Origin of the sequence: Haloferax sp. Atlit-12N (assembly GCF_003383095.1) — an archaeon.
Classification (GTDB): Archaea; Halobacteriota; Halobacteria; order Halobacteriales; family Haloferacaceae; genus Haloferax.
The window spans coordinates 805,839-829,272 of sequence record NZ_PSYW01000002.1 but is presented as its reverse complement, the minus strand read 5'-3'; the positions used below and the strand labels follow the sequence as shown (position 1 = coordinate 829,272).

Here is a 23,434-nt window from a genome sequence, read left to right as displayed (position 1 = left end):
CATGGCAACGACAGACCACACGGACGAGGCGGTGCCGGCCGCGCAAGCCCCCGGTACGCACCACAGTCAGTTCGAGATGTTCTGGAAGGAGTTCCGCAAGAACACCCTCTCGCTCGTGGGGACCGCGATTATCCTCACGATGCTCCTGACCGCGCTGTTCGCGCCGTTTCTCGCCCCCCACGACCCGACGACGCAGTTCGAGGCACCGGACGGCGAACACAACCCGATGCCGATGGGCACCGAGATGCTCGTCGAGAACGACGCCGGCGAGGTCGTCGGCACGACGACGGCCTACCTCGGCACCGACCACCACGGTCGGGACATCCTCTCGCGCATCATCTACGGGTTGCGGACGCTGATGACCGTCTCGCTCGGCGTCGTCGGCTTCGCGATGGCGATTGGCGTGACCGCCGGCGCGATTGCGGGCTACTACCGCAACACCTGGGTCGACGAGGTCGTCATGCGCTTCATGGACATCCTGTTTTCCTTCCCGAGCCTCATCCTCGCCATCGCGGTGCTCGGCGTGCTCGGGGTCGGAAGCACGGAGTACGGCTCGTTCACCCTCCCGAACATCGTGAAGGTCATCGCCGTCATCGGCGTCGTCTACATCCCGAGTTTCGCGCGCGTCATGCGCGGGTCGGTCCTCAAGGAGATGGAAGAAGACTACGTCGACGCCGCGAAGTCGCTCGGCGCGAGCGACCGACACATCCTCGTGAAGGACATCGCCGTCAACACCCTGCCGACCGTCGTGGTCCAGGGGACGCTCTACATGGGGACGGCCGTCCTCGCCAGCGCCGCGCTGTCGTTCCTCGGACTCGGTATCCAGCCGCCGAACGCGAGTCTCGGGCTGATGCTGTCGAACGCCCGCGGCTACCTCTACAGCGGCGAGTGGTGGTACTCGGTGTTCCCCGGCCTCGTCATCGTCGTCACCATCCTCGGGTTCAACCTACTCGGTGACGGCCTGCGCGACGCGCTCGACCCCCGCAACGACGGAGGCGAGCGATGAGCGCCGAGCCGGACGAACAGCCGGTGCTCGAAATTCGCGACCTCGTCACGCGGTTCTACACCGACGAGGGGACCGTCAAGGCCGTCGACGGCTCGTCGTTCGACCTCTACGAGGGCGAGACGCTCGGCATCGTCGGCGAATCGGGCTCCGGGAAGTCCGTGACCGCGCTGTCGATGCTCCAACTCGTCGACAGCCCCGGTCGCATCGAGGGGGGAAGCGTCCGCTACCGCGGCGATGACCTGCTCGAAAAAAGCGAGGCGGAGATGCGGTCGATTCGAGGCAACGACATCGCGATGATGTTCCAAGACCCGATGACGAGTCTCAACCCCGTGTTCACCGTCGGCGACCAGATTAGTCGGGTCATCAAGACCCACCAGGACGTGTCGGACGCGACGGCCCGCGAGCGGACCATCGAACTCATGGCCGACGTGGGCATCCCCGAACCGACCTCGCGCGTGGACAACTACCCCCACCAGTTCTCCGGCGGGATGCGTCAGCGCGCGTTGCTGGCGATGGCTATCTCCTGCGAACCGGACGTGCTCATCGCCGACGAACCCACGACGGCGCTCGACGTGACCATCGAGACGCAGATATTCAACGTCCTCGACAAACTCCAAGAGAAGTACGGGATGAGCATCATCCTCATCACCCACGACCTCGGCGTCGTCGCCGGGACCTGCGACCGCGTCGCCGTCGCCTACGGCGGCCGCGTCGTCGAACGGGCCGGCGTTGACGACCTCTTCGAGAACCCGCGGCACCCCTACACCCGCGGCCTCATGCGGTCGATTCCGCGGCTCACCGACGACACCGACCGGCTGACGCCCGTCGAGGGCGACGTGCCGAACCTCACCGACCTGCCGTCGGGTTGTTCGTTCCACCCGCGGTGTCCGCACGCGACCGCCGAGTGCGAGTCGTACGACCCCGAACTACGGGAGGTCGAACCCGGCCGGGAAGCGGCGTGTCTCCACGCGCGCGGCTACAACCTCTCGAAGTCGACCATCGAAACCGAAGGCGTGCAAGCTGACGGCGGTAGTCCTGTGACTCCCGCGACCGACGGAGGTGCATCGCAATGAGCGACGACCCGCTGTTGTCCGTCTCGGGGCTCCACAAGTACTTCACGCAGAACGACGGCTTCATCGACCGCCTGCTCGGGGCCGACGAGACCGTGAAGGCCGTCAACGGCGTCTCGTTCGACATCGAGCGCGGCGAGACGCTCGGCCTCGTCGGCGAGTCCGGTTCGGGCAAGTCGACGACGGCGCGGTCGGTCCTCCGGCTGGACGAACCCACGAAGGGGACGGTCAGCTACGACGGCACCGACCTGACGGCGCTGTCGGACCGGGAGATGACGGAGATGCGAAAGCGCATCCAAATCGTCTTCCAGGACCCCGCGTCGAGTCTCAACCGCCGGAAGACCGTCGGCCAAATCATCAAACAGCCGATGGAGATTCACGGCCTCTACGAGGGCGAACGCGACGCCCGCGTGGATGAACTCATGGAGACGGTCGGCCTGCCGCCGCAGTACTCCAACCGCTACCCCCACGAGTTCTCCGGGGGGCAACGTCAGCGCGTCGGCATCGCCCGTGCGCTCGCGGTCGACCCCGACTTCATCGTCGCCGACGAACCCGTCTCCGCGCTCGACGTGTCGATTCAGGCGCAGATACTCAACCTGCTCGAGGACCTCCAGGAGGAGTTCGACCTGACGCTTTTGTTCATCGCCCACGACCTCAGCGTGATTCGCCACGTCTGCGACCGCGTCGCCGTGATGTACCTCGGCGAAATCGTCGAACTCGCGGACGCCGACGAGCTGTTTTCGAACCCCCAGCACCCCTACACGCGGGCGCTGTTGGGTGCGATTCCCCAGCCGGTCCCGGAGCTGGCGCGGCAGCGGCAGGTGCTCGAAGGTGAGGTTCCCTCGCCGCTCGACCCGCCCTCGGGTTGTTCGTTCAATCCGCGGTGTCCCGAGGCGACCGAGGAGTGCACGTCGGTCGACCCGACGCTCGACGACGTGGCGGGCGCGACCGGCGGCCACAAGGCCGCCTGCATTCACGTCGACGAGTTCGAGACCGGGGCGGGCGTCCCGAGCGCCGCACAAGACGTCGACGAGCGGTTCAGCATCGAGAACTTCGACGCCGAACCGACGCTCGCGACCGACGGCCGGGGTCGGAGCAGGGGTGACGACGACAGATGAGCATCGCCGTCAAACCGATGCTCCGAATCGTCCTGACGTTCGCCATCGTGTGGTTCTACCGCGGGCTGTTGCCGCCGCTGTCGCCCATCGCGAGCACGGTCGCGCTGGTCGTCCTCGCGGTGCCAACGTGGGTGGTCGTGAGCCGCCTGCTGTTCAACTCCGGCGGGGCGCTGGCGATGGTCGACGACGAGTTCGACCGCGGGGGGTAGTAGTCGATAGGCACGCCGCTCGTGCCCTACCCGCAATACTGTTAGTCAGAATACTGACTTATACGGAGTTATTCTATCAAGTAGCCAGTATCGAGTTGACATTCGAAGCCACCCGAATATAGTTGATTGAGGGTTTGTATAGCCCCATTTCGGAAATGTCAACTAGGGTCTGTTAGACATTTTGATAGAAGAACAATACCATCATTTATCGGTATATCTTGATGTAGATGTCCTGAAGTTCGATATTCGGGACTCTGTCGGATATCTCGACGAACGAACCGTAGTGTGATATCTGATATATACTTGAATCTGGTAGGTTTGTCGTTTGCGCTGCAGTACCGTCACCCTCTGCGGTCGGAGTAGTTCGCTACTTGGACCCGACGTATCGTTGTGCATCTGGCAGCGATGAGACCGCACCGAGCACAAGACGAGATGGCAGCGATGAGACCACCAGGCCAGCGAACGACTCCCCTCGGCGTCAGTCCTGTTGATAGAACTCCGCGATGTCTCGCCATCGGTCGAAGTACGTCTCTTTTTGGGTATCGAAGTCCGCGCCGACCGACGGGTCCGGCTCGATAACGTCACGCTCTCGGAGGAGGTTTTCCGCTGCCGTTTCGACATCGCTGTAAATCGACGTGATGAGCGCGGGGGCCATGACCGCGCCGGCGGTCGTCCGCGGCTCCATCTCGACGACTGGGCGGTCCCATATCGACGCCCGGAGCGTGTTCCACCAGTCGTAGTTGCCGTCGAGCGTCGGCGTCCCGTCGTTGATGACGAGCACGCGGTCGATGTCCGTGTCGAAGTGTTCTTCGACCAGCGAGATGTAGGTCCACTCGGTCAGGATGATGCCGGTAATGAGCCCGCGCGCCAGTCGGCCGTGGACCTCCTCGGTCGACAGGGAGTTGTCATAGTTGAGGCCAAGGAGCGACCCTGCGACGTCGGCGTCGAAAAACGGGCTTCGGTTGCCCTTGAGAAACATCTCGTAGCCGTGGCCGCTCGGGACTTGTCGGGCGAGTTCGAGGCCGCGCTCCGGCGTACAGTTGAGGATGCGGTCGAAGAACCACCGGAGGAGATTGCCGGTGTCGAACGACGCGCCGGGCAGATAACCGTCGATGGGATGGCGGTGGTAGTACAGCGCCGGATGCGGTGAGACGGATTCCGAGACGTACTTGACGACGCTCGACGCCCCGAAGGTGATGCTGAAATCCCCCGGTTTGACGCCGCCGTTCGCCAGCACCGACGCGTTGCCGTCGGTGAGCCCCTGAAAGAGTTTGATACCGTCGAAGCCGGTCCGCTCGGCTAACTGGCCGTCGGCGACGCCGATGAACGACCCCGGTGGTCGAATCGCCGGAAAGAGCGACCGAGGCAGGTCGAGCGTCTCGAACAGCGACTCGAACCACGTGGGAAGGGGCGTCGTCACGTCGGCACCGAACTTCAATGCGTTCGTCCAGTCGGTCTCGATGTCGTGCCATGGCGTCGACGCGTCGAACCGGAGCCGATACAACAGCCACGTCGTCGGACTGAGAATCCACTCCACCCGCTGGAACTTTTCGGGGTGTTCCGCGCGAAGCTTCAGAATCTTCGGCAGGGGACTGGTCGGAGAAAACGCGATGTTCTGGTTAATCGAGAGGCCGGACAGGTCGAGGTCGCGGAGCTTCGATGCCTGTTCGGGCGCGGAATCGAAGTACATCTGCGGCGGGAACACCGGCTCGCCGTACTTGTCGACGAGTACGGCCGTCCCTGACGTACTCGCAACCGAGCCGATACCGGTCTGTGGCATCGCCGGTGCCGCTTCGTGGAGCGCTCGCTCCCACGCGAGCGTCGTCTGCTCGGCGACCGGCGCCTCACCGCCGGCAAGTCGTTCGCCGTCGGTGCTGTACACATCGACGTGCACGCTCGCGGTACCGAGATGAACGCCGACCAGTTGCGGGCTCTCCATACCACGGGGTCACGTAGGACGCAATTAAATCCTTCCGAGGGGAGTGACCTGTCGAGCGCGCGAGCGCGCAGTTTGGCCGACTGACCGTAGCGGAGTTCATTTGGTGGGTGTTAGCACACAATCTGGTCGAGGGCACGTTCAATTGACATCCGTTTCGGTGAAGCCGTCATTCCGAGCGTTGACACCGAAATATGAGTGATAAACGGACAAACACGAACTATCGTCGGACGCACCACTATTCTGTACCTGAGAACAGTAGTTCACTCTGTATGAACGACATCGTCAGGGCCGGTGGCGGCCTGCAAGCGTAGTCCAAACGAGAATTACAAAGATATACGTGTAATCTCTAGTGGTTCGCGTGGAGTTCGATGACGTTGGCGGCGCTCTGGACGATGTCGGGAACCTCGTCGGTGAAACGTTCGTTATTCATGCGGCTGACGGGCTGCGAGACGCTGATTGCACCAAGGACGGTCCCGTCTTTTGCGATGATGGGTGCGCCAACGCACCGGAGCCCTCGGATGAGTTCCTCGTTGTCCACGGCGTAGCCTCGGTCACGAACCGTCGCCAACTGTGCGTCGAGTTCCGCTCTGTCGGTGATTGTCTGGTCGGTTTCCGCGGGAAGGCCGTGTTCGTCGATGATGTCGTCGACTCGCTCGGGTGGCAGGTGCGCCAATATCGCCTTTCCGAGTCCGATGGCGTGGAGCGGCCGTCTGAGGCCGGGATAGATGTCTAAATCGACCGCCCGCTCACCCTGTTCGGAGGCGAGATAGACCCCCTGTCCGTACTCTTCGACCATCAGGTTCGCGAGTTCGCCGGTCTGGGACGCCAACCGGTGGACCTCGCGTTTCGCCACCTGATACAGCGGGTGGCGGTGCTGTACGTATCCCCCGAACCCGAGCAGGCGGAGACTCAGTTCGTAATCGGTCCCGTCGCGGACGACGAACTTCTCGGCCTCGAGCGTGCTGAGATGGTTGTGAACCGTGCTCTTGTTCATCCCGAGTTCCCGTGCGAGGAACGTCACGCTACTCGACCCGTGTTCTCGAAGCGCGTCGAGCACCCGAATCGTCTTCCGACTCGTTTCGACCCGGTGGGGCGCGTTCTCTGTCATGACTGCGTGTCGTCGAGGCAACCCTAAATAGTTTGTTCCATTGAGTAGAACAGCTGTTCGACTCGGCGAGACCGTGGGGCGAACCGTCGACACCGTTCGAACGGCGGAGCAAGAAGCGTGGAACCGAGGTATTTGGTGTCTAAGGGCCGCTGTGCGGTGTTCGGAAAACTGTCGGCAAAAACTATTTACGCTCACTCTCTGAGCTACGGTGTATGGAGATACAGACAGAGAGCTTCTCCATCGAGAGCCACAGCAGGTTCGAGATTCTGAGCGTCACTCCCGAGGTGGAAGCGACCATCGAGGACCTCGGCGTGACCGATGGACTCGTGTACGTGTCGACGCCGCACACGTCTGCGGCGCTCTCGACCAACGAGTACGAAGAGAAGCTCCTCGACGACATGATTGACAAGTTCAAGGAGATCGCCCCCCCGGACGAGGGCTACTACCACGACCTCGACCACATCACCGCAGGCGAGCAGCCGAACGCTCACGCGCATCTCATCTCCGCGATGATCAAGCGACCGGTCCTTCTCGTCCTCCGCGACGGGGAGCTCGACCTCGGGACCTGGGAGGAGGTCATGTTCTTCGAACTGTGCGGCCCGCGCGAGCGAACGATTACCACGACGATTCTACAATAGCCATGACGGACCAACGACTCGGACGATCGGTGACTGTCGCTATCGACCACGGCCTCCATTGGGGTTCCCTCGAGGGGTTCGAGGACCCCGCGGCGCTCCTCGACACGGTGTTGGACGCCGGCCCCGACGGTATCCTGGCGAGCGTTCCCTTCCTGAAGCGCTTCGAGGACCGAATCGCCGCCGCCGACGTCCACACCATCGGCACGCTCGACCTCCTGTACGACTCGACGATGCCGGGCGATATCGAAAACGCCGAAATCCACTCTCAGGTGTTCAGCGTCGAGGACTGCGCCGACGTGGCCGACGCCGCGAAGGTCGCGCTCGTCTTCGGCCGGGAGGACCCCGACGTGCTGAAGGAGAACGCCGAGTTTGTCGCGGCCGCAGCCGAGGACTGCGACGACGCGGAGATTCCGCTCATCGTCGAGCCGACCCTCTGGGGGCAGCGCGCTGACGACGAGTTCGACACCGACTACCTCGTCAACGCCAACCGCCTGGGCTTCGAACTCGGCGCGGACATCCTGAAGACGCCGTATCCACCCACGGGCTTCGAGCGCATCGTAGACAACGCGCCGGTGCCGACGTACATCGCCGGTGGCCCCACCGTCGAGACGGACCGAGAGGTACTGGAGATGGTCCACGGTGCCGTCGAGGCCGGCTCGCAGGGCGTGATGTTCGGCCGCAACGTCTGGCAGCGAGACGATCCCGCCGCCATCATCGACGCACTCTCGGCTATCGTCCACGAGGGCGCGACCATCGAAGAGGCGGAGACGTTGCTATGACCCGCCGAACCACCCCCCAAACCCACTGATGAACCTTCCGTACCCCCACTTTCAGGTCAACTTCAAGGTGTACCCGGACACGAGCGGCGAGGACGCGCTCGCGTTCGCGCGGATGCTCGAAGCGATAGAGGCGGAGACCGACGCGCGCTTCGTGTTGACGCCCCAACTGCCCGACATCCGACTGATAACCGAACACACCGAACTCGCCGTCACCGCGCCCGCGATGGACGCCGTCGAGCCCGGTCGCGGGATGGGGAAAATCCTCCCGGAGACCGTCGCAGACGCGGGAGCCGACGGCGTCGTCATCAACCACGCCGAGAACCGCGACACGCTGTCCGACCTCGTGTGGAAAATCGAGCGCTGCCGCGACCTCGACCTCGACTCGGTCGTCTGCGTCGACAGCATCGAGATGGGTCGCGCGGTCGCGGAGTTCGACCCCGACTCGATGATATACGAGATGCCCGAAGACATCTCGTCGAACCGCGCGATCACGCAGACCCATCCCGACCGCGTTCGCGACTTCATGTCGATGGTCGAGACGGAGAACCCGCGCACTCGCGTCCTCGTCGGCGGCGGTATCTCGACCGCCGAGGACGTCCGCCTCGCGTTCGAACAGGGGGGTCACGCGACCGGTGCCGCGTCGGCCGTGTCGCTCGCGTCGGACCCGGAGTCGCTCCTCCGCGACATCGCCGCGAGTTTCCCCTGAAACGGCCGCCGACAGCGGCCACCTTTTCTCGCACCGCTCGGTGACTGCGGCGCGTCGGACCGGCGCAATCTTTTTAGTGGTCATTGATGATGTGCAATACACGTCAATGACAACGAAAAATATCCTCGTAGTGTGTGGCACATCGGTTGCGACGTCGACGGTCGTCAAGGAAGCGCTGAAAGAGAAACTCCCGGAGCGTGGCCTCGACATCGGGACCATTGCCAAGGCGAAGGCGACGGAAGCTCCTGGTAAGGTCTCTTCGGGGAACTTCGACCTCATCGTCACCACGACGCAACTCAACAAAGACAAGTTCGACATCCCGGTCATCCATACCACGGCGTTCATGACCGGTATCGGTCAAGACGAGGTCCTTGACGACATCGCCGCGGCGCTCGAAGACTGATTGACACGTCCGTGACGCTGATTTTTCACGAACGATAGCAATATTTATGTGGGATCACTCTCATCCTGAGACAGGGTTGTGAGTTAATAGCATGGCAGTACCAGAAGTACTCTTACAGAGTGGTGTGAGTTCCCTGTTGAATTCTATCAACAGCGTAATCCAATCGTTGGGCGTGAGCGTCCTCCTTCCGATAATCATCTTCCTCATCGCGCTCGCGTTCCGGGTGGACGTGTTGAAGGCGGCGCGCTCGTCCATCCTCATCGGCATCGGCTTCATCGGCATCAATCTCGTCATCGGGCTGTTCAGCGAGAACATCAGTCCGCTGGCCCAACAGATGGTCGAGGTGACCGGCATTACGCTGCCGGCGGTTGACGTCGGCTGGCCCGCCGCCGCCGCCATCGCCTTCGGTATCGCGGAACTCGGCGTCTGGATGATTCCGCTGTTCGTGGCGATGAACCTCGTCCTCTTCGCGATCGGCTTCACCTACACGCTCAACGTGGACATCTGGAACTACTGGCACTTCGCCTTCATCGGCGGGCTGGTCTACATGAGCACGAACAACTGGCTGTACTCGGTGGCAGTCGGGCTGACGCTGGGGCTGTTCGTTCTCGTGGCCGCGGACTGGACGCAACCGGCCGTCGAAGAGACGTTCGATACGCCCGGCATCTCCATTCCGCATGGGACATCGGCACCCTACGCCGTCGCCGCAATTCCGATTCACTGGGCGGTGGATAAGACGCCGCTCGGGAACATCGAAGCCGACCCCGACGCGATTCAAGACCGGTTCGGCATCCTCGGTGAACCGATCTTCGTCGGCCTCGCTATCGGACTCGTCATCGGTATCGCCGCCTACAGTAACGCGCTCTTCGTCGCCGAGAGCTGGTACGCCATCCTCACCGCCGGCATCTCGTTCGCCGCGGTGATGCATATCCTCCCGATGATGGTCGGCATCCTCATGGAGGGGCTGACGCCGCTTTCGGAGTCGATTCGGAACTACATGACCTCGCGGTTCGAAGACCGCGACATGGCGATCGGACTCGACTCGGCTATCCTCATCGGCCACGAGTCGGTCATCGCGTCCAGCCTGCTCATCGTTCCCATCGCCATCGTGATGTCGATCATCCTCCCCGGCAACGACGTCCTGTGGGGAATCGACCTGGCAACGTTCCCGTTCTTCTTCGCGCTGATGGTTCCCATCATGAACGGCAACATCGTGAAGATGGTCGTCACGGGGACGATCCTGCTCATCCCGCTGCACTACATCTCCTCCGCGGTGGCTCCTCTCCTGACGCAGGCGGCGGGGAGCGCGGGCTTCGACCTCGGTGGCCGCGGGCTCATCACGTCGCCCGTCGCTGACGCGGGGTCGCCCGCGACGGGCATCCTGGCCCTCATCCCGGCACCGGTCGCCCTCGCGGTCGCACTCGTCATCGTCCTCGGTATCTGGGTCGCGCTTCGGACGTGGCCCCAGCGGATGTACATGGTCGCCGGCGCGTCCGAAGAGAAAGCGCGGGAGACCGTCGAACGTCGTCACACCGGCAAGGGCGGCGGCCTCTTGCCCAACAAAATCGGCTCGACTGTTGACGCGACGAGCACAGAGGGCCGCTCCGACGACTGACCGCGCAGTTACAGTTACAGTCACCCGTCGGTGTCCGCGACTCGGCCACGACGAGTCGCCGCGTTCCGCGGCACCGGCGGCGAACCGGTACCAACACTTTTCTCGGAGACCCGCGTACGACTCATCGATGCGAACCGAAAGCCTCGAACTGACTGGCGAGACGGACGAAGCGGTCCTCACGGAACTCGGCGCGTACGCCTACGACCAAGGCTGGGCCGACGAGAGCTACGCGGACGCCCTCCTGGCACGCGAAGCCGACTACCCGACGGGACTCGACATCCCGACGATGGGGTTCGGCATCGCCATCCCCCACGCCGACCCCGACCACGTCACAGAACAGGCCGTGCTCCTCGGACTGCCGCCCGCGGGCGAGTCGATAGCGTTCCGAAGCATGGACAACCCCGACGAACACGTCGCCGCCGAAGTCGTCGTGTTGCTTCTCGTGACCGACACCGACGGCTACTCGTCGTTCCTCTCGAACCTCGCTAAACTTTTCCAGGCCGAGGAGTTCGCCGAGATGACGAAGCGCCGCGACGCCGACGGCCTGCTCGACCTCGTCGTCGAGCGCTGCGTCGATTTCGACGGCTGAACCGGAGAAGACGACGCCGCGGAGCGGCGCTTCACGGCGAGCGAGCGGCCAGTCTTCTAGTCCACTCCACTCCTGTTCTCAGTCGATGAGCTCTCGTACGTCCTCGTTGGTCTCGGCGCGGAGGGCTGTCTCGGCGAGCGTCGCCGCCGACTCGTCATCCACGGCCTGGACGCCCGCTTTCACGTCGGGAATCGTCACGGCGCTCATGCTCAGTTCGTCGAGGCCGAGCCCGACGAGCAGTTCGGTGAGGTCCGGGTCGCCGGCCATCTCGCCGCACATCCCGACCCAAGCGTCGCCTTCGTGGGCTGCCTCGACCGTCCGCGCGATGGCGCGGAGGACCGGCGGGTGAAGCGGGTCGTGTAACGAGGCGACGCGGTCGTCGTCGCGGGCCGCGGCCATCACGTACTGCGTGAGGTCGTTCGTTCCGATACTGAGGAAGTCGAGGCGGTCGGCGAACTCGCGGGCGAGAAAGACCGACGCCGGCGTCTCGACCATCGCGCCGAGTTCGGGAACCGCGTAGTCGACGCCGGCGTCGTCGAGTTCCCCGGCGATTGCGCTCACCTCGTCGAGAAGCGCGTCGAGTTCGGTGACTGTCGACACCAGCGGGAACATCACGGCGAGCTGCGCCGGCCCGGCAGCCGCGCGCAGAATCGCGCGGACGTGTTCTTCGAACAGTTCGGGTCGCTCGCCCGGTGCGAACCGGACGCCCCGAACGCCGAGAAACGGGTTGTCGCCGGGGTCGGAGTCGACGTACGGAATCGGCTTGTCGCCGCCGATGTCGAGCGTTCGGACGACCACGCGCGACCCGGCGAACGCCTCGCACACCTCGTTGAGCGCTTCGTACTGCTCGTCTTCGTTCGGCGGCGTCTCCCGGTCGAGAAAGAGGAACTCCGTTCGAAAGAGCCCGACGCCGTCCGCACCGCGTTCGGCGGCCGCCTCCGCCTCCTGCGGCGTTCCAACGTTCGCGGCGACTTCGACGTGTCGGCCATCGACCGTCGTGACGGGGTCGTGCCGAACCGTCGCACCGCTCGATTCCCGCGCCGCGGCGACGGCGTCGTCGTCCGGGTCGACGGTCACGTCGCCCGTGGTGCCATCGACGACGAGACGCGTGCCGTCGGCGAGGTCGAGGGCGGCGGGGTCGACGCCGACCACCGCCGGAATCGCCAGCGACCGAGCCATGATGGCGGCGTGCGACGTGCGGCCCCCTTCGACCGTGACGAACCCGGCGACTGCGTCGGGGTCTAACTGTGCGGTGTCGCTCGGGGTGAGCCGCTTCGCGACGATGACCGTTCCCTCAGGGAGCGCCGAGAGGTCGACTCGGTCGCGGTCGAGCAGCAGACGGAGCAGTCGGTCGCGGACGTCTCGGAGGTCGTCCGCGCGCTCGGCGAACATCCCATCTGCCCCCTCGAACGTGGCGATTGGGTCCTCGAATGCCCGCGAGACGGCCCGCTCGGCGGTGACGCCGTCTTCGCTGATCGCGGTCTCGACGCCCTCGGTTATCTGTGGGTCGGCGAGGAACTGCTGGTGCGCGTCGAATATCTCCGCTTCTTCGGCGCCGACGCGCTCGGCCGTCCGAGACCGCTCGCGGGCGAGTTCGTCCGCCGCAGTCTCCCGTGCCTCTTCGAACCGCCGACGTTCGGTCTCGGGGTCGGCCGCCGACCGTTCGTCGTTGAGGTCGACTGTCGAATCGTACTGGACGACCGTGCCGACACCGCGTAGCGGCGTCACCCCGACGCCCGAGATTCGGCGGTCGCTCATCGGTCCCTCGTAGCTATCGCTGAATACGCTGCGCTTGCGAACATCGCACGCGTCTAGTCCGCGTCCGCCGGCAAAAACGCTCGCGAAGCGGTAAAGCCTTAGTGCCGGCGTGGGAAATGGTGGCACGGATGGCAGCGAAATCAGCGACAGTAGTCGTAGAGCACGAGACCGGTCTCCACGCGCGCCCCGCGTCGATGTTCGTCCAGACGGCGTCGAAGTTCGAGACGGACATCTCCGTGCGGAAAGCCGGCGGGGAGACGGAAGTAGACGCGAAAAGCAGCATCGCCGTTCTCTCGCTCGGTGTCGGCCCGGACGAGGAAATCGTCATCACCGCCGACGGAAGCGACGGCGAGCAGGCCGTCGAGCGACTCGTCGAACTCGTCCGCAACGACTTCGACCTCGATTCGTAGACGACCGCTCGGACTCGTGGTCGATTCGACGCCCGACGACGTAGTGGGTGCGACTGGCGGCAACAAGGGCGCCTGCATTCACGTCGACGAGCTCGACCGCGGGGGGTAGTGCCCTCGTGGGGACCTGTGTCTCTTGCTTCGAGAGCTGAATATATAATAATTGGATAAAACAGACAATAAAATTTCATCTGATACTTTGGTGTCAATCCGGCTATTACGTAGAAATAGCTGTTTTTAATCCCTTATATGGGTGTTTAGGGATTATCTGAGTGGAGAAAGAACTCTAAGATAATACCTGTATATACGCAGCTCTGGACCGTATAATTCTCATTCTTGGGTACCTAGGGGCAGAAATAACAGACAAAATATGAAATAAATATCTCTATCGATAATTTTTGATATGATGTGCCCTAAGACGAACAGTCTCTCCACTCCGGAGACGGTTCGCTACCGAGGACAACGAAGACCGAGTCAACTCTGGTGCTGGACGGGGTCTGGAGAGCGTGTGAACGACACCGAACTCGGAAGCGCGTGAAACTCGTCCGAACGCTATGACCCGCTCCGGAGCGCGAGTGAGTAGATAATAAACGATAGTCCGACGATTTGGCTTATCGCGGTCCCGAGCGGCAGATAAAACACGTAGATGTCGACGTCGAATCCAAACGATGCGGTGCCAAGTGAGATGACGGGGGGAACGACGGTGACGAACGCGAGACCGACCGCGAGAAACAGCATCCGCCGGCTCTCGTTCCGACGGTATCCGTGGTAGGCTTGGAAGACGATAAACAAGCCCATCACGATTGTAACGAAGAACGCGGCGAACAGGGTTACGTAGCGTATCGGCAGCGCGAACAGGTCAATCTGAAGCGTTTGCATCACAGTTCCTCCCAGATTCGCGTGAAGCGGTCCGCCATCGTCTCGGGCTCCCGTTCTTCGATTGTGAGTTTGAGTTCATTGTTCTCTAATTCCACCGTGAGGCGCTTGAGTCGTGCTTTGTAGACGCTGTAGTGGTGTCCATCGCCCTCGAGTTCGGTCTGCTCTTCGAGAAGCCCGCAGTCGATCAGGCGCTCGGTGCGCCGGTAAATCGTCGGGAGCGACGCGTCGCATGCTTCGCTAAGCTCTTTGGCGGACTTGGCTGTCGTGTCTGTCGACGTGAGGATGGTTCGTGCGTATTCGTCGTCGAGGAGGCGGTAGACTTCCTCCGATGCGGACTCCTCACACACAACGGGATATCATCGTGAGTGATGTTTATCGGTGCGTCGATTTTCTGGGCCGGAAAACGTGCGTCGCCTTATATGCACATAGGGCGAGACGGCAGTCGGAACTCTGCACCCCGGTCAAACTTTCCGACCCAGAAAATCTGTGTCGGTGTTTAATCACCTGTCTGTCGCTTGCTCTCTCGTGAAACGACAGCCAGTCTCTGATGGCCGCGTTCGAGTATTGCCCTGTCAATCGAGTAGACGGCGACTCGCTCGTCGTCGGAGCGGAACCGGGGTGGAGCGTCGGTGAAACGACTCGTCTCCGCTGTGTTCGCGTTGTTGTTGCTCACGTCGTCGGTCGGTGCCGTCGCGAGTACGGCAGGTGCGACCCAAGTCGCCATCGATGCCGACGCGTCCGTGAGCGACCCCGCACCGGGCGAACCGTTCGAAGTCACCGTCAACTTGAGCAATGTCGGCGACGAGGCGGGCGAGGTGACCGACGTGTATCTCCGCGACCCGAGCGGGACCGAATACGCGCGGGCCGAAGATCTCGGATCGCTCATCTCGGGACGCGAGATGAGCGTTCCCATGAGCGTCACCCTCGACGAAGCGGGGAGAAAACGGCTTACCGTTCAGGCGGCCATTAGAGGACAAAGCGGTGAATACACACGGGTGAGCTACCCGATATACGTAGACGTCGAGACCCCAGACGAGGCCGCGATTTCGTTCGAATCCCTTGACCCCGTCGCGGGTGACGAGCGTTCCGTCGGGGTGACCGTTGCCAACGGTGACACCGACGCGATTTCGAACGTCAAGCTCACGCTCGGCGGCGACGCCAGTGTCGACGACCCGAAACGCGTGAGTGCCTCGCTCGCACCCGGTTCGCACGCCGACTACGCGTACAACGTGACCTTTCCCGAAGCCGGTGAGCACACGCTCCGCGCGACGGTCCAGTACAAGACCACGACCGGAGCAACACGGACGGCAATCGCCGAGAAGACGGTGACCGCCGAGTCCGCTGACATCGACACTGGTCTCACCGCGACAGTGGCCGAGTCGAACGGGTCGTCGGTCATTCGGACGACGCTCACAGAGTATGGGAACGTCGGCCTCACCGACGTTCAGTTCCGGGCAGTCGTCGACGGAACGGTGGTTGAACGCGCCCTCGTCTCGGACGTCGACCCCAAGTCGTCGCAGACGTTCGCACTCAGCGGAACTGACATTCCCACGGGTGCAGTAACCATCGTCGCCGCGTACACCGCTGGTGGCGACGCGCACACGACCGAAACGACCATCGACTACAACCCCCGCGAGTTGTCGAACATCGAACTGACCGGTATCGAAGCGACGCGGAGCGGCTCGACGGTCACGCTGAGCGGCGATGCCGCCAACGTCGGAAGTACCGACGCCGACTCCGTGCTCATGAGCGTCGGCGACGCGGATGGCGTCAGTCCGGCCGCGCCGAACGGCGAGTACTTCGTCGGCACCGTCGAGTCGAGCGAGTTCGCCACGTTCGAACTGACTGCCGATACGGGGTCAAACGGCTCAGTCGACAGCCTTCCCGTCGAAATCCGCTACTCCGCGGGCGGTGAGCAGTTCGTCCGGACGGTCGACGTCGACCTCGAATCGAGCGAGTCGGCCGCGCAAGGCGATGCGGCTGCGAGTAGTAGCTCCGGTGGAGGCAGCAGCGGCCTCTCGGTGGCGGCACTCGGTCTCGCACTCGCCGTTGCGGTCGGTGGTGCTGGTCTCTACTGGCGGCGACAACAGTCATGAGCGTCATCGAACTCGAGGACGTCGTCAAGCGCTACCAAAGCGGCGTGGAAACGGTCGAGGCGCTCAAAGGCGTAGACTTCACCGCCGACCGCGGTGAGATGGTCACCGTCATCGGCCCTTCGGGTTCGGGCAAGAGTACCATGCTCAACATGATCGGCCTACTCGATACGCCGACCGAAGGTCACGTCCACCTCGACGCCCACGACGTGACCGACTTCAGCGAGGACGAACTCACCGAAGAGCGCCGGACGGGAATCGGATTCGTGTTCCAGGACTTCCACCTGCTCCCGATGCTGACGGCGGTCGAGAACGTCGAACTCCCCTCGATGTGGAACACATCGGTAGACAGACACGACCGCGCGGTTGAGTTACTTCGCCGCGTGGGACTCGGCGACCGCTTAGACCACACGCCCGACCAGTTGTCGGGCGGCCAGCAACAGCGCGTCGCAGTCGCGCGCTCGCTCATCAACGAACCGGATATCCTCTTGGCCGACGAGCCGACGGGGAACCTCGACCAGGACACCGGAAAGACGATTCTCGAAGAGCTGACGCGGCTGAAAGAAGACGAGAACGTCGCTATCGTCGCGGTCACCCACGACGACCAGATGCTCGACTACACTGACACCACCGTCCGCATCGTCGACGGCGTCATCCAAGAGGTGGCCCAGCCGTGAGTATCGCCGACTATCTGTGGCGGTATCCGAGCGCCCTCATGGCGTGGCGCAATCTCGGCCGCAATCGAACGCGAACGTTGCTGGCGGCGCTCGGCATCGTCATCGGCGTGATTTCCATTGCCTCGCTCGGGATGGCTGGTGCAGCGCTCCAACAGCAGGCGACCTCCGATCTCGGCTCCATCGGCGGCGACGTGACGATTTCGTCGGGAGCGGACAGCGCCACCGACGGCGTCACCCGAGCGCAGGTCGAAACGCTCCGAGACATCGTGAGTGACGCGGAGGTGGTCCCACAGAAGTCGAACTCGACGACGCTGACGGCCCGAAACGGCGAGGAGGCACGGATGAGCGTCACGGGGGTGACCAATGCGGCCGCGCTGTACAACCTCACGTCGGGCGACGCACCGAGTCGGCTGGCGTCGGGGGCGCTAATCAGTAACAGCACCGCCGAGACACTCGACCTCGAACCCGGTGACCCCGTCGAGTACGACGGCCAGATATATCGAATCAGCGGGTTCCTCGAGGGGTCGGGTGGCTTCGGTGGTGGTGGCGGACAGCTCGTGTTACCGATGTCGGCGCTCTCTGAGCAGGACGGCTACGATACGGTGACCGTCGCCGCCGGCAGTAGCGACGCGGCCGGGACCCTCGCTGACGTCATCGATAGCCAGTTCAACGAAGAAGACGACGAGGAGTTACGCGTGAGCACGTTCGGGAGCTTAGACAGCCTCGACACGTTCCTGAACACGCTCAACTACGCGCTACTCGGTATCGGTGCCATCTCGCTCGTCGTGGCGAGTGTCGCCATCCTCAACGTGATGCTGATGAGCACGGTCGAACGCCGCGGCGAAATCGGCGTCCTCCGTGCGGTCGGGATTCGCCGCGGTGAGGTGCTCCGGATGATTCTGACCGAGGCCGCCCTCATGGGCGCTGTCGGTGGCGTCGTCGGCGCGCTCGGGTCACTCGGTGTCGGACTGGTCATGTTCCAGTTACTCACGGGCAACGCGATGGCCGTGTTCAACTGGAGTAGCTCCCAGTATCTCCTGTTCGGTTTCGCGTTCGCCGTCGTGGCGAGCGTTCTGAGCGGTGTCTATCCGGCGTGGAAGGCCGCCAACGACCGCCCGGTCGACGCGCTTCGAAGCTGAGGCGTCGACCACGCTCCACCGACACTCGTCGGGAGGTTCGGACTCGGGCGTCAAACGGGGTGGAAAAACACGTGTCGAACTGCAGCTTGTCGGGAGGTCGACGCGCCTAGTGGAACAGCCGCCACACCAGTCCGAGGAGGATGAACGGCGCGAACGGGATCATGAGGACCGCGATTCCAGCGACGATGAGCGTCCCCATGAGACCCATCTGAATGTTCGAGTAGTCGGTTCGAACGGGGTTGACTGCGCGAGCCATACTGATTCGTCGGGTTCCCGTATACATAAAGTGACTGAATAGTTAATATATAAATAGTCGCGAGGGTGGGGCCAGCAGTTGTGGGCGAACACACGACCTGTTGTCGTACCCAACTGCGTTGGCTTACACCCGACTCGGCTCAGGTGCTCGGAGCGCCAACAACACACCGACGACGGCGACGCCGCCGGCGGCGAAGAACGCCGGGGCGTATCCCGCGTAGTCGATAATCGCACCGGCGGCGATGGGGGCGGCGAACGCGCCGAGGAGTCCGACGCTCGTCAGGAGCGAGACGGCCGTGGTCCGCACCGCGGGGGCGACGAGTTCTGCGATGTACGAGAAGATGAGCCCCGTGACGAGCTGGATGGCGAAGCCGACGACGACGACCGCACCGACGACCGCGCCGAGTTCCGAGACGAACGCGAACGCGACGACCGCGGGCGTTGCGACGGCGAACGACGAGACGATGACCCGGCGACGACGACCGCCGAACACGCGGTCGGTGACCACGCCGCTGGTCGAGCGCGCGACCGCGCCGATAGCGGGGAACAACGCGGTCAGGAGACCGCTTGCGGCCAGCGAAATCGGGAACTCGCTGGCGAGGAAACTCGGGAGCCACGTGTTGACGAACAGGTACAGCGAGTAGGCGAGAAAGCAGAGTGCGCAGACGGTCCAGACCGCTCGACTCCCGAACAGTTCGCGGAGCGCCGCCTGGTCGGGCGCGGGCGCGTCGACGCCGGGGACGCGGCGGCGGGTCGCGAGCATGAAAAAGACGACGCCGATGACGGCGACCGCGGCGTACAGCGGGAGAATCGCAGGCCACCCGGCGACGTTCGCGATGAGCGGGCTCCCGAACTGCCCGAGGGCGAAGCCGACCGGCGCGCTCGCGGTGAACACGCCGACCGCAGTCGCGCGCTGTTCCGTGGGGACCGCGCTCCCGACGACGTTCGCGCCCGCGTTCCAGAACGTGACGTACGCGAGGCCGCCGAGCACCCGCGAGACGAGGAGCCAGCCGTACGTGCCGGCGGTGGCCGCGTACCAGCCCCAGCCGCCGGCGACGACGAGCGCGACGGTCGCGAGCGCGACGACGCGGCGCACCGAAAAGCGGTCGAGGACGACGCCGATGGGGACGCTCGTGACGACCGCCGTCGCGTACATGATGCTGACGAGCCACCCCGCCGCGCTCGCGCTCAGCCCGAGGGACTCTTGAATCACCGGCAGCACGCTCGCCGGGGCGATTTCGTAAGCCGCCGCCGCCGTCGAAAGCAGGAAGAAGCCGACGACGATGCCCAGTATCTCGTGTCGCGTGCCCGTCGCGTCCGGTGTCGTACTCACGGTTTCGCTACCTGCTCGGCGGAGGAGTATGAAACCGCCTGATGTCGGTCTGGTCTTCCAATGACCGCGAGCGGCACCGGCTCAGTCGTCGCCACCGAGCGCCTGCTCGATAGGCGTCTCCCCACCCGTGAGGTGCATCGTCTCGCCGACCGTTCGGTCGATATCGAGGCAGGCGACGACCGCCTGCGCCACGTCGGCCCGCGGAATCTCGGGCGTGTCGCCGTCGAGACCCTCGACGGTCAGCGAGACAGTACCGGTGCCGTCCGCGTCGGTGAGTCTCGTGGGGCGGAGAATCGTCGCGTCGAGCGACGACTGTTTGAGGTAGTCGTCGGCACAGCGCTTGGCGACTAGATACGGGCGCAGCGGCTCGGGGCCGGAAAGCGGGTCGCCAGCGCCGATGGAGCTCACCATCACGAAGCGGTCGATGCCCGCCTCGACACAGGCGTCAATCACCCGTCGAGCGCCCCAGAGGTCGACCATGAGCGTTTTGTCCGCGCCAGTCGACCCGCCGGACCCGGCGGTGAACACGACGGCGTCGGCCCCGTCGAGCGCCGCTTCGAAGTCGCCTTCGAGGTCGCCCAGTCGCGGCTCGCCGCCGCGGTCGCGGACCGCCTCGAACTGCGATTCGTCGCGGACGACGCCGATGGGGTCGTGACCGGCGTCCGCGAGCCGCGGGAGGAGCTGCCGTCCGATACCGCCGTTCGCGCCGATAACTGCGACCTGCATGGTTCGCCGTCGCGTAGTCGCCCCGGCCAGATAGGGGCTGGGTTCGGCGAAGGTGGTTCGTGAGAATAGCGCGACTCAGTCCGCAGGTTGCGGGAGCGAGACCGTGACCACACTTCCCCGAGTGCTGTCGGTGCTGATATCGAGTTCGCCGCCGATGTCGTCGACGACGGAGTTTACCATCCACAGACCGAGCCCGCTGCCGTGACGTAACGCGGTCTCTTCGCCTTCGAGCATCGCGAGTTCTTGTTCGGAGATACCGGTTCCACGGTCTTCGATCCGAACCGTTACGGCTGATTGTGCCTCAGTTACGGAGATGTCGACGAGTGGCACATCCTGTGTCGAGTGGACGATTGCGTTCTCACAGAGCTCGTACAACGCGGTCTGCAAATACGAGTTCCCAAAGACGTGCGCGCTCTCAGGCGTAGACAGCTCGATTCGGGCGTGCGGATACTCGTCGGTGAGTGCTGCTCGAATTCGGTCGAGCACGTCGACGACGTCGAGTGACTGTAACTCATCTCCCGCCTGGAACGCGTTGCTGACGGTTCTGGACTTCTCGCTGAGTTCGAGTAACTCTTGGGAGCGGTCGACGATGTTGTCTGCGAACGCGCTGACGTCGTCGTCGGCCGTCGATTCGGAGATGAGCTCGCCGTAGCCGCTGACGACGTTTATACTGTTTCGGATGTTGTGGCGCAACACCCGGTTGAGTACACGAATATGTTTTTGTCGCCGGACCCGTTCGGAGATGTCTCGAAGTAACAGCAGAATCGACTGTTGTTCGGCGTTTTCGATCGCCGTCGCAGAGGCTTCGGCGTGGACGCTCTGTCCCCACCGTGTCGTACAGACGAGCGTCTTCGTGACGCCAGCATCCTGTTGGAAGACGCGTTCGGTGAGGCCGGTGAACCCACAGCCGTCTTCGAACTGGATGACGTCCGACGGGTCAAATCGCTGTAGTTCGAACTCGGAGTAGCCGAAGAGTTCGCAGGCTGCCCTGTTGCACTCGACAATCTCGTTCGACTCGATGTCGACGACGATGATGGCCTCTTCTGCGGACTCGAACAGTCGTTCGTACCGCTCTTCGATTTTTTCGTACTGAGTCGTGAGCTTTCGAGATTGCACCCGTCGGATACAGAGGTTTTTGAGACGATAGTTGAGGACCTGCTCGTCAATTGGTGCAGCGACGATATCGTCGACGACGGCCTGCTCTCGCTGCCACATCTGCTGTGTACCTCCGAGGCTGAACGATGAGTCCTGACGCTTGATCACCACGACCGGACAAAACGTCGGATGTTCGGCCTGTTTTCGATCTAATAGCCTCGGACCGTATTCCGGGAGGAGACGGTCTTCGATCAGGTAGCACGACGCAGGTCGAATCTCGTCGTCGACGATGATGTCGTACTCCGACAGCAGTAGCTCTCGAATCGCTGATTGGTCTTGTTCACCACTCACGAGCAACTGAACCGTTGTCTCGTTGTGTCTCGTCTCAAACATTAGTGAGGATCGTCAAACAGTCGTGGACAACTTACTCGTCGAAGATCCCGCGGGTGATGTCCGGGGCCGTCTCAAAGGGCCCGTGCAGTTGCAACCCCTGTGCATCTTCGATCGTGAACCGGTGAAACTGGTTATCGAAATCGCCGAGGCGCTTTTTCAGTACGCCAATCATTCGTTCCATCCCTCCTGCCTGCTGGACATACGACAGAAACACGACGTTGTCCGCCAGATAGCTGGCTCCTGCGCTCGTCGGCGACTCAACGCCGGTGACTCTGCCAACCTCGTCTGTGATGATGACCGAGATACCTCGTTGTTTCAACGTCCGTGTGAGCGTATGAAGCCGCCGGACGAGTTGCATATCATCGCCCCGAATCGACATCTTGTAGCCTGCAATGCCATCGATTAGCACGACATCTGGACGCTGTCGTTCAACGGCATCGAGCACGAGTTGCGCGAACTCTTCGGGTGAGCGTACAAGCGGTTCGATCTCGTGTAGCTCCAACAACCCGTGTTCGACGAGGTCTCCGACAGGTGTCCCGAGGTTTTCAGCACGGTAGCTGAACTGGTCTGTCGACTCCTCGAAGAGGAACCCGAGGGCGGGGTTGCCTTGGTTGGCAACGCCGTGTAGGAACTGTGTTCCAGTCGTCGTTTTCCCGACGCCGCTTGGACCGCTAATGAACGTCACAGAGCCCTCTCTGATACCGCCTCCCAGCAGTGCATCGAGATTGTCGTTCCCCGAAGAGAGAACGCTCGGATCGAACGGTGTCGTTCGCTGTTGGGGGACGATCCGTGGATACACTTCGAGCCCCTGCGCGCGTATCTCAAGTCCGTGTGAGCCACTCTCGTGACCGAGCCCGCGGTGTTTCTTCACTTCGAATCGGCGTCCAGTCGTTCCATTTGTGAGATCGAGGAGTCCGTCACTCAGCGACTCCGCGTCTTCCGGCCAGTTCCCGCTGTCGTCACTTCGAGTCGTGAGCGTCCCGACGACTGTCGTCTCTCGGTCACGGAGATACCGCATGAGCGACAGGAGGCGCTTGCGGTACTGGTACTGGTCTGTCTCGATATACTTGAGCTGCGTTATCGGATCGATGAGTATGCGTGACGGGTCGTGCTCCTCGATCGCTTGCATGATGTCTTCTGTGAATCGTTCCGATTGCACATCACCCGGCTCGACGAGATCGTACGATTGGTCTTCGGTGAAAAACTCAGTTTCCGGGCCGAGGTCGAGAAAATGCGCATCGGAAATGTCGATGCTGACCTGCTCCGCATTCAGCAAAACGTTCGTTTTCGATTCTTCACCGTGCATATAGACTACCGATTCGCCCGCTTCGAGGCCCGCTTCGAGGAAGTGTGCACCAAGTAGAGATTTTCCGGCGCCTGGCTCTCCTCTCACCAGATACATTCTTCCCCTGGCAAACCCTCCATGAAGAACTGAGTCCAACCCGGGGATACCTGAACTGATGCTATCCATTATTTCTATCTCTGGACAGGAGAGTATA

At 62.9% G+C, this 23,434-nt stretch carries 24 protein-coding genes; 14 read left to right on the top strand and 10 right to left on the bottom strand.

Annotation, left to right across the window (positions count from 1 at the left end; genetic code table 11):
• Position 1: 1 nt before the first annotated feature.
• From C5B90_RS12420 to C5B90_RS12405, 4 genes are read left to right on the top strand one after another with little or no spacing between them, the layout of a single operon-like run.
• Entirely contained in the window at positions 2-1,006 is a 1,005-nt protein-coding gene (locus C5B90_RS12420) for an ABC transporter permease (RefSeq protein WP_115881863.1), read from the top strand.
• Complete coding sequence (locus C5B90_RS12415; RefSeq protein ID WP_115881861.1) at positions 1,003-2,079, top strand: ABC transporter ATP-binding protein; 1,077 nt, start codon at positions 1,003-1,005, stop codon at positions 2,077-2,079. The genes C5B90_RS12420 and C5B90_RS12415 overlap by 4 nt, the downstream gene beginning before the upstream one ends.
• On the top strand, positions 2,076-3,194 hold the full coding sequence (locus tag C5B90_RS12410; RefSeq protein ID WP_115881859.1) for an ABC transporter ATP-binding protein: 1,119 nt from the start codon (positions 2,076-2,078) through the stop codon (positions 3,192-3,194). Before C5B90_RS12415 ends, C5B90_RS12410 begins: the two co-directional genes overlap by 4 nt.
• Positions 3,191-3,403, top strand: coding sequence for a hypothetical protein (locus tag C5B90_RS12405; RefSeq protein WP_115881857.1), 213 nt, complete (start codon positions 3,191-3,193; stop codon positions 3,401-3,403). The genes C5B90_RS12410 and C5B90_RS12405 overlap by 4 nt, the downstream gene beginning before the upstream one ends.
• A 478-nt stretch (positions 3,404-3,881) precedes the next feature.
• On the opposite strand, the gene C5B90_RS12400 is transcribed toward C5B90_RS12405, so the two are convergent.
• Entirely contained in the window at positions 3,882-5,342 is a 1,461-nt protein-coding gene (locus C5B90_RS12400; RefSeq protein WP_115881855.1) for an FGGY family carbohydrate kinase, read from the bottom strand.
• A 346-nt stretch (positions 5,343-5,688) separates the two neighbouring features.
• Positions 5,689-6,450: an IclR family transcriptional regulator gene (locus C5B90_RS12395; RefSeq protein WP_115881853.1), complete on the bottom strand. Its 762-nt coding sequence runs from the start codon at positions 6,448-6,450 to the stop codon at positions 5,689-5,691.
• Between the two features lie 212 nt (positions 6,451-6,662).
• Here C5B90_RS12395 and C5B90_RS12390 point away from each other — a divergent pair, with 212 nt between their 5' ends.
• The 6 genes from C5B90_RS12390 to C5B90_RS12365 all read left to right on the top strand — a co-directional run bounded on the left by C5B90_RS12390 (position 6,663) and on the right by C5B90_RS12365 (position 11,180).
• Complete coding sequence (locus C5B90_RS12390) at positions 6,663-7,088, top strand: secondary thiamine-phosphate synthase enzyme YjbQ (protein ID WP_004967184.1); 426 nt, start codon at positions 6,663-6,665, stop codon at positions 7,086-7,088.
• A 2-nt stretch (positions 7,089-7,090) separates the two neighbouring features.
• On the top strand, positions 7,091-7,867 hold the full coding sequence (locus tag C5B90_RS12385) for a class I fructose-bisphosphate aldolase (RefSeq protein ID WP_115881851.1): 777 nt from the start codon (positions 7,091-7,093) through the stop codon (positions 7,865-7,867).
• A 28-nt stretch (positions 7,868-7,895) separates the two neighbouring features.
• The gene (locus C5B90_RS12380; protein WP_115881849.1) at positions 7,896-8,573 is read left to right on the top strand and encodes a triose-phosphate isomerase; all 678 of its coding nucleotides are present in this window, start codon (positions 7,896-7,898) and stop codon (positions 8,571-8,573) included.
• Between the two features lie 106 nt (positions 8,574-8,679).
• Positions 8,680-8,976, top strand: a complete 297-nt coding sequence (locus C5B90_RS12375; RefSeq protein ID WP_115881847.1) for a PTS sugar transporter subunit IIB — start codon at positions 8,680-8,682, stop codon at positions 8,974-8,976.
• Positions 8,977-9,148: 172 nt separating this feature from the next.
• Complete coding sequence (locus tag C5B90_RS12370; protein ID WP_115881845.1) at positions 9,149-10,591, top strand: PTS galactitol transporter subunit IIC; 1,443 nt, start codon at positions 9,149-9,151, stop codon at positions 10,589-10,591.
• A 127-nt stretch (positions 10,592-10,718) separates the two neighbouring features.
• Positions 10,719-11,180 (top strand): PTS sugar transporter subunit IIA, encoded by a 462-nt coding sequence (locus C5B90_RS12365; RefSeq protein WP_115881843.1) that lies wholly within the window; start codon positions 10,719-10,721, stop codon positions 11,178-11,180.
• 78 nt (positions 11,181-11,258) lie between these two features.
• Here C5B90_RS12365 and ptsP read toward each other — a convergent pair whose 3' ends face one another.
• Positions 11,259-12,938, bottom strand: coding sequence for a phosphoenolpyruvate--protein phosphotransferase (gene ptsP / locus C5B90_RS12360; protein WP_115881841.1), 1,680 nt, complete (start codon positions 12,936-12,938; stop codon positions 11,259-11,261).
• A 128-nt stretch (positions 12,939-13,066) separates the two neighbouring features.
• Here ptsP and C5B90_RS12355 point away from each other — a divergent pair, with 128 nt between their 5' ends.
• Complete coding sequence (locus C5B90_RS12355; protein ID WP_115881839.1) at positions 13,067-13,348, top strand: HPr family phosphocarrier protein; 282 nt, start codon at positions 13,067-13,069, stop codon at positions 13,346-13,348.
• Between the two features lie 549 nt (positions 13,349-13,897).
• Here the strand turns inward: C5B90_RS12355 and C5B90_RS12350 are convergent.
• Together C5B90_RS12350 and C5B90_RS12345 are read right to left on the bottom strand one after the other, a co-directional pair.
• Positions 13,898-14,224 (bottom strand): hypothetical protein, encoded by a 327-nt coding sequence (locus tag C5B90_RS12350; protein ID WP_115881837.1) that lies wholly within the window; start codon positions 14,222-14,224, stop codon positions 13,898-13,900.
• Positions 14,224-14,571 carry a helix-turn-helix transcriptional regulator gene (locus C5B90_RS12345; RefSeq protein WP_115881835.1) on the bottom strand — a complete coding sequence of 116 codons (348 nt, stop codon included), beginning with the start codon at positions 14,569-14,571 and terminating at the stop codon, positions 14,224-14,226. Before C5B90_RS12345 ends, C5B90_RS12350 begins: the two co-directional genes overlap by 1 nt.
• A 282-nt stretch (positions 14,572-14,853) precedes the next feature.
• Here C5B90_RS12345 and C5B90_RS12340 point away from each other — a divergent pair, with 282 nt between their 5' ends.
• From C5B90_RS12340 to C5B90_RS12330, 3 genes are read left to right on the top strand one after another with little or no spacing between them, the layout of a single operon-like run.
• Positions 14,854-16,320: a hypothetical protein gene (locus C5B90_RS12340; protein ID WP_199517487.1), complete on the top strand. Its 1,467-nt coding sequence runs from the start codon at positions 14,854-14,856 to the stop codon at positions 16,318-16,320.
• Complete coding sequence (locus C5B90_RS12335) at positions 16,317-16,994, top strand: ABC transporter ATP-binding protein (protein WP_115881833.1); 678 nt, start codon at positions 16,317-16,319, stop codon at positions 16,992-16,994. Before C5B90_RS12340 ends, C5B90_RS12335 begins: the two co-directional genes overlap by 4 nt.
• Positions 16,991-18,133, top strand: a complete 1,143-nt coding sequence (locus tag C5B90_RS12330) for an ABC transporter permease (RefSeq protein ID WP_115881831.1) — start codon at positions 16,991-16,993, stop codon at positions 18,131-18,133. Before C5B90_RS12335 ends, C5B90_RS12330 begins: the two co-directional genes overlap by 4 nt.
• Before the next feature lie 106 nt (positions 18,134-18,239).
• On the opposite strand, the gene C5B90_RS20855 is transcribed toward C5B90_RS12330, so the two are convergent.
• The 5 genes from C5B90_RS20855 to C5B90_RS12310 all read right to left on the bottom strand — a co-directional run bounded on the left by C5B90_RS20855 (position 18,240) and on the right by C5B90_RS12310 (position 23,406).
• Positions 18,240-18,389, bottom strand: a complete 150-nt coding sequence (locus tag C5B90_RS20855; RefSeq protein ID WP_004041982.1) for a hypothetical protein — start codon at positions 18,387-18,389, stop codon at positions 18,240-18,242.
• 123 nt (positions 18,390-18,512) lie between these two features.
• Positions 18,513-19,721, bottom strand: a complete 1,209-nt coding sequence (locus C5B90_RS12325) for a nitrate/nitrite transporter (protein WP_115881829.1) — start codon at positions 19,719-19,721, stop codon at positions 18,513-18,515.
• An 81-nt stretch (positions 19,722-19,802) separates the two neighbouring features.
• The gene (locus tag C5B90_RS12320) at positions 19,803-20,447 is read right to left on the bottom strand and encodes an SDR family oxidoreductase (RefSeq protein WP_115881827.1); all 645 of its coding nucleotides are present in this window, start codon (positions 20,445-20,447) and stop codon (positions 19,803-19,805) included.
• 75 nt (positions 20,448-20,522) lie between these two features.
• The gene (locus C5B90_RS12315) at positions 20,523-21,935 is read right to left on the bottom strand and encodes an ATP-binding protein (RefSeq protein WP_115881825.1); all 1,413 of its coding nucleotides are present in this window, start codon (positions 21,933-21,935) and stop codon (positions 20,523-20,525) included.
• Positions 21,936-21,966: 31 nt separating this feature from the next.
• Complete coding sequence (locus tag C5B90_RS12310; protein WP_115881823.1) at positions 21,967-23,406, bottom strand: ATPase domain-containing protein; 1,440 nt, start codon at positions 23,404-23,406, stop codon at positions 21,967-21,969.
• Positions 23,407-23,434: the final 28 nt, after the last annotated feature.

Coding starts and splice junctions, on each gene's coding strand:
- C5B90_RS12420 (WP_115881863.1), top strand. CDS start 2: ATGGCAACGACAGACCACACGGACGAGGCGGTGCCGGCCGCGCAAGCC.
- C5B90_RS12415 (WP_115881861.1), top strand. CDS start 1,003: ATGAGCGCCGAGCCGGACGAACAGCCGGTGCTCGAAATTCGCGACCTC.
- C5B90_RS12410 (WP_115881859.1), top strand. CDS start 2,076: ATGAGCGACGACCCGCTGTTGTCCGTCTCGGGGCTCCACAAGTACTTC.
- C5B90_RS12405 (WP_115881857.1), top strand. CDS start 3,191: ATGAGCATCGCCGTCAAACCGATGCTCCGAATCGTCCTGACGTTCGCC.
- C5B90_RS12400 (WP_115881855.1), bottom strand. CDS start 5,342: ATGGAGAGCCCGCAACTGGTCGGCGTTCATCTCGGTACCGCGAGCGTG.
- C5B90_RS12395 (WP_115881853.1), bottom strand. CDS start 6,450: ATGACAGAGAACGCGCCCCACCGGGTCGAAACGAGTCGGAAGACGATT.
- C5B90_RS12390 (WP_004967184.1), top strand. CDS start 6,663: ATGGAGATACAGACAGAGAGCTTCTCCATCGAGAGCCACAGCAGGTTC.
- C5B90_RS12385 (WP_115881851.1), top strand. CDS start 7,091: ATGACGGACCAACGACTCGGACGATCGGTGACTGTCGCTATCGACCAC.
- C5B90_RS12380 (WP_115881849.1), top strand. CDS start 7,896: ATGAACCTTCCGTACCCCCACTTTCAGGTCAACTTCAAGGTGTACCCG.
- C5B90_RS12375 (WP_115881847.1), top strand. CDS start 8,680: ATGACAACGAAAAATATCCTCGTAGTGTGTGGCACATCGGTTGCGACG.
- C5B90_RS12365 (WP_115881843.1), top strand. CDS start 10,719: ATGCGAACCGAAAGCCTCGAACTGACTGGCGAGACGGACGAAGCGGTC.
- ptsP (WP_115881841.1), bottom strand. CDS start 12,938: ATGAGCGACCGCCGAATCTCGGGCGTCGGGGTGACGCCGCTACGCGGT.
- C5B90_RS12355 (WP_115881839.1), top strand. CDS start 13,067: ATGGCAGCGAAATCAGCGACAGTAGTCGTAGAGCACGAGACCGGTCTC.
- C5B90_RS12350 (WP_115881837.1), bottom strand. CDS start 14,224: ATGCAAACGCTTCAGATTGACCTGTTCGCGCTGCCGATACGCTACGTA.
- C5B90_RS12335 (WP_115881833.1), top strand. CDS start 16,317: ATGAGCGTCATCGAACTCGAGGACGTCGTCAAGCGCTACCAAAGCGGC.
- C5B90_RS20855 (WP_004041982.1), bottom strand. CDS start 18,389: ATGGCTCGCGCAGTCAACCCCGTTCGAACCGACTACTCGAACATTCAG.
- C5B90_RS12320 (WP_115881827.1), bottom strand. CDS start 20,447: ATGCAGGTCGCAGTTATCGGCGCGAACGGCGGTATCGGACGGCAGCTC.
- C5B90_RS12315 (WP_115881825.1), bottom strand. CDS start 21,935: ATGTTTGAGACGAGACACAACGAGACAACGGTTCAGTTGCTCGTGAGT.
- C5B90_RS12310 (WP_115881823.1), bottom strand. CDS start 23,406: ATGGATAGCATCAGTTCAGGTATCCCCGGGTTGGACTCAGTTCTTCAT.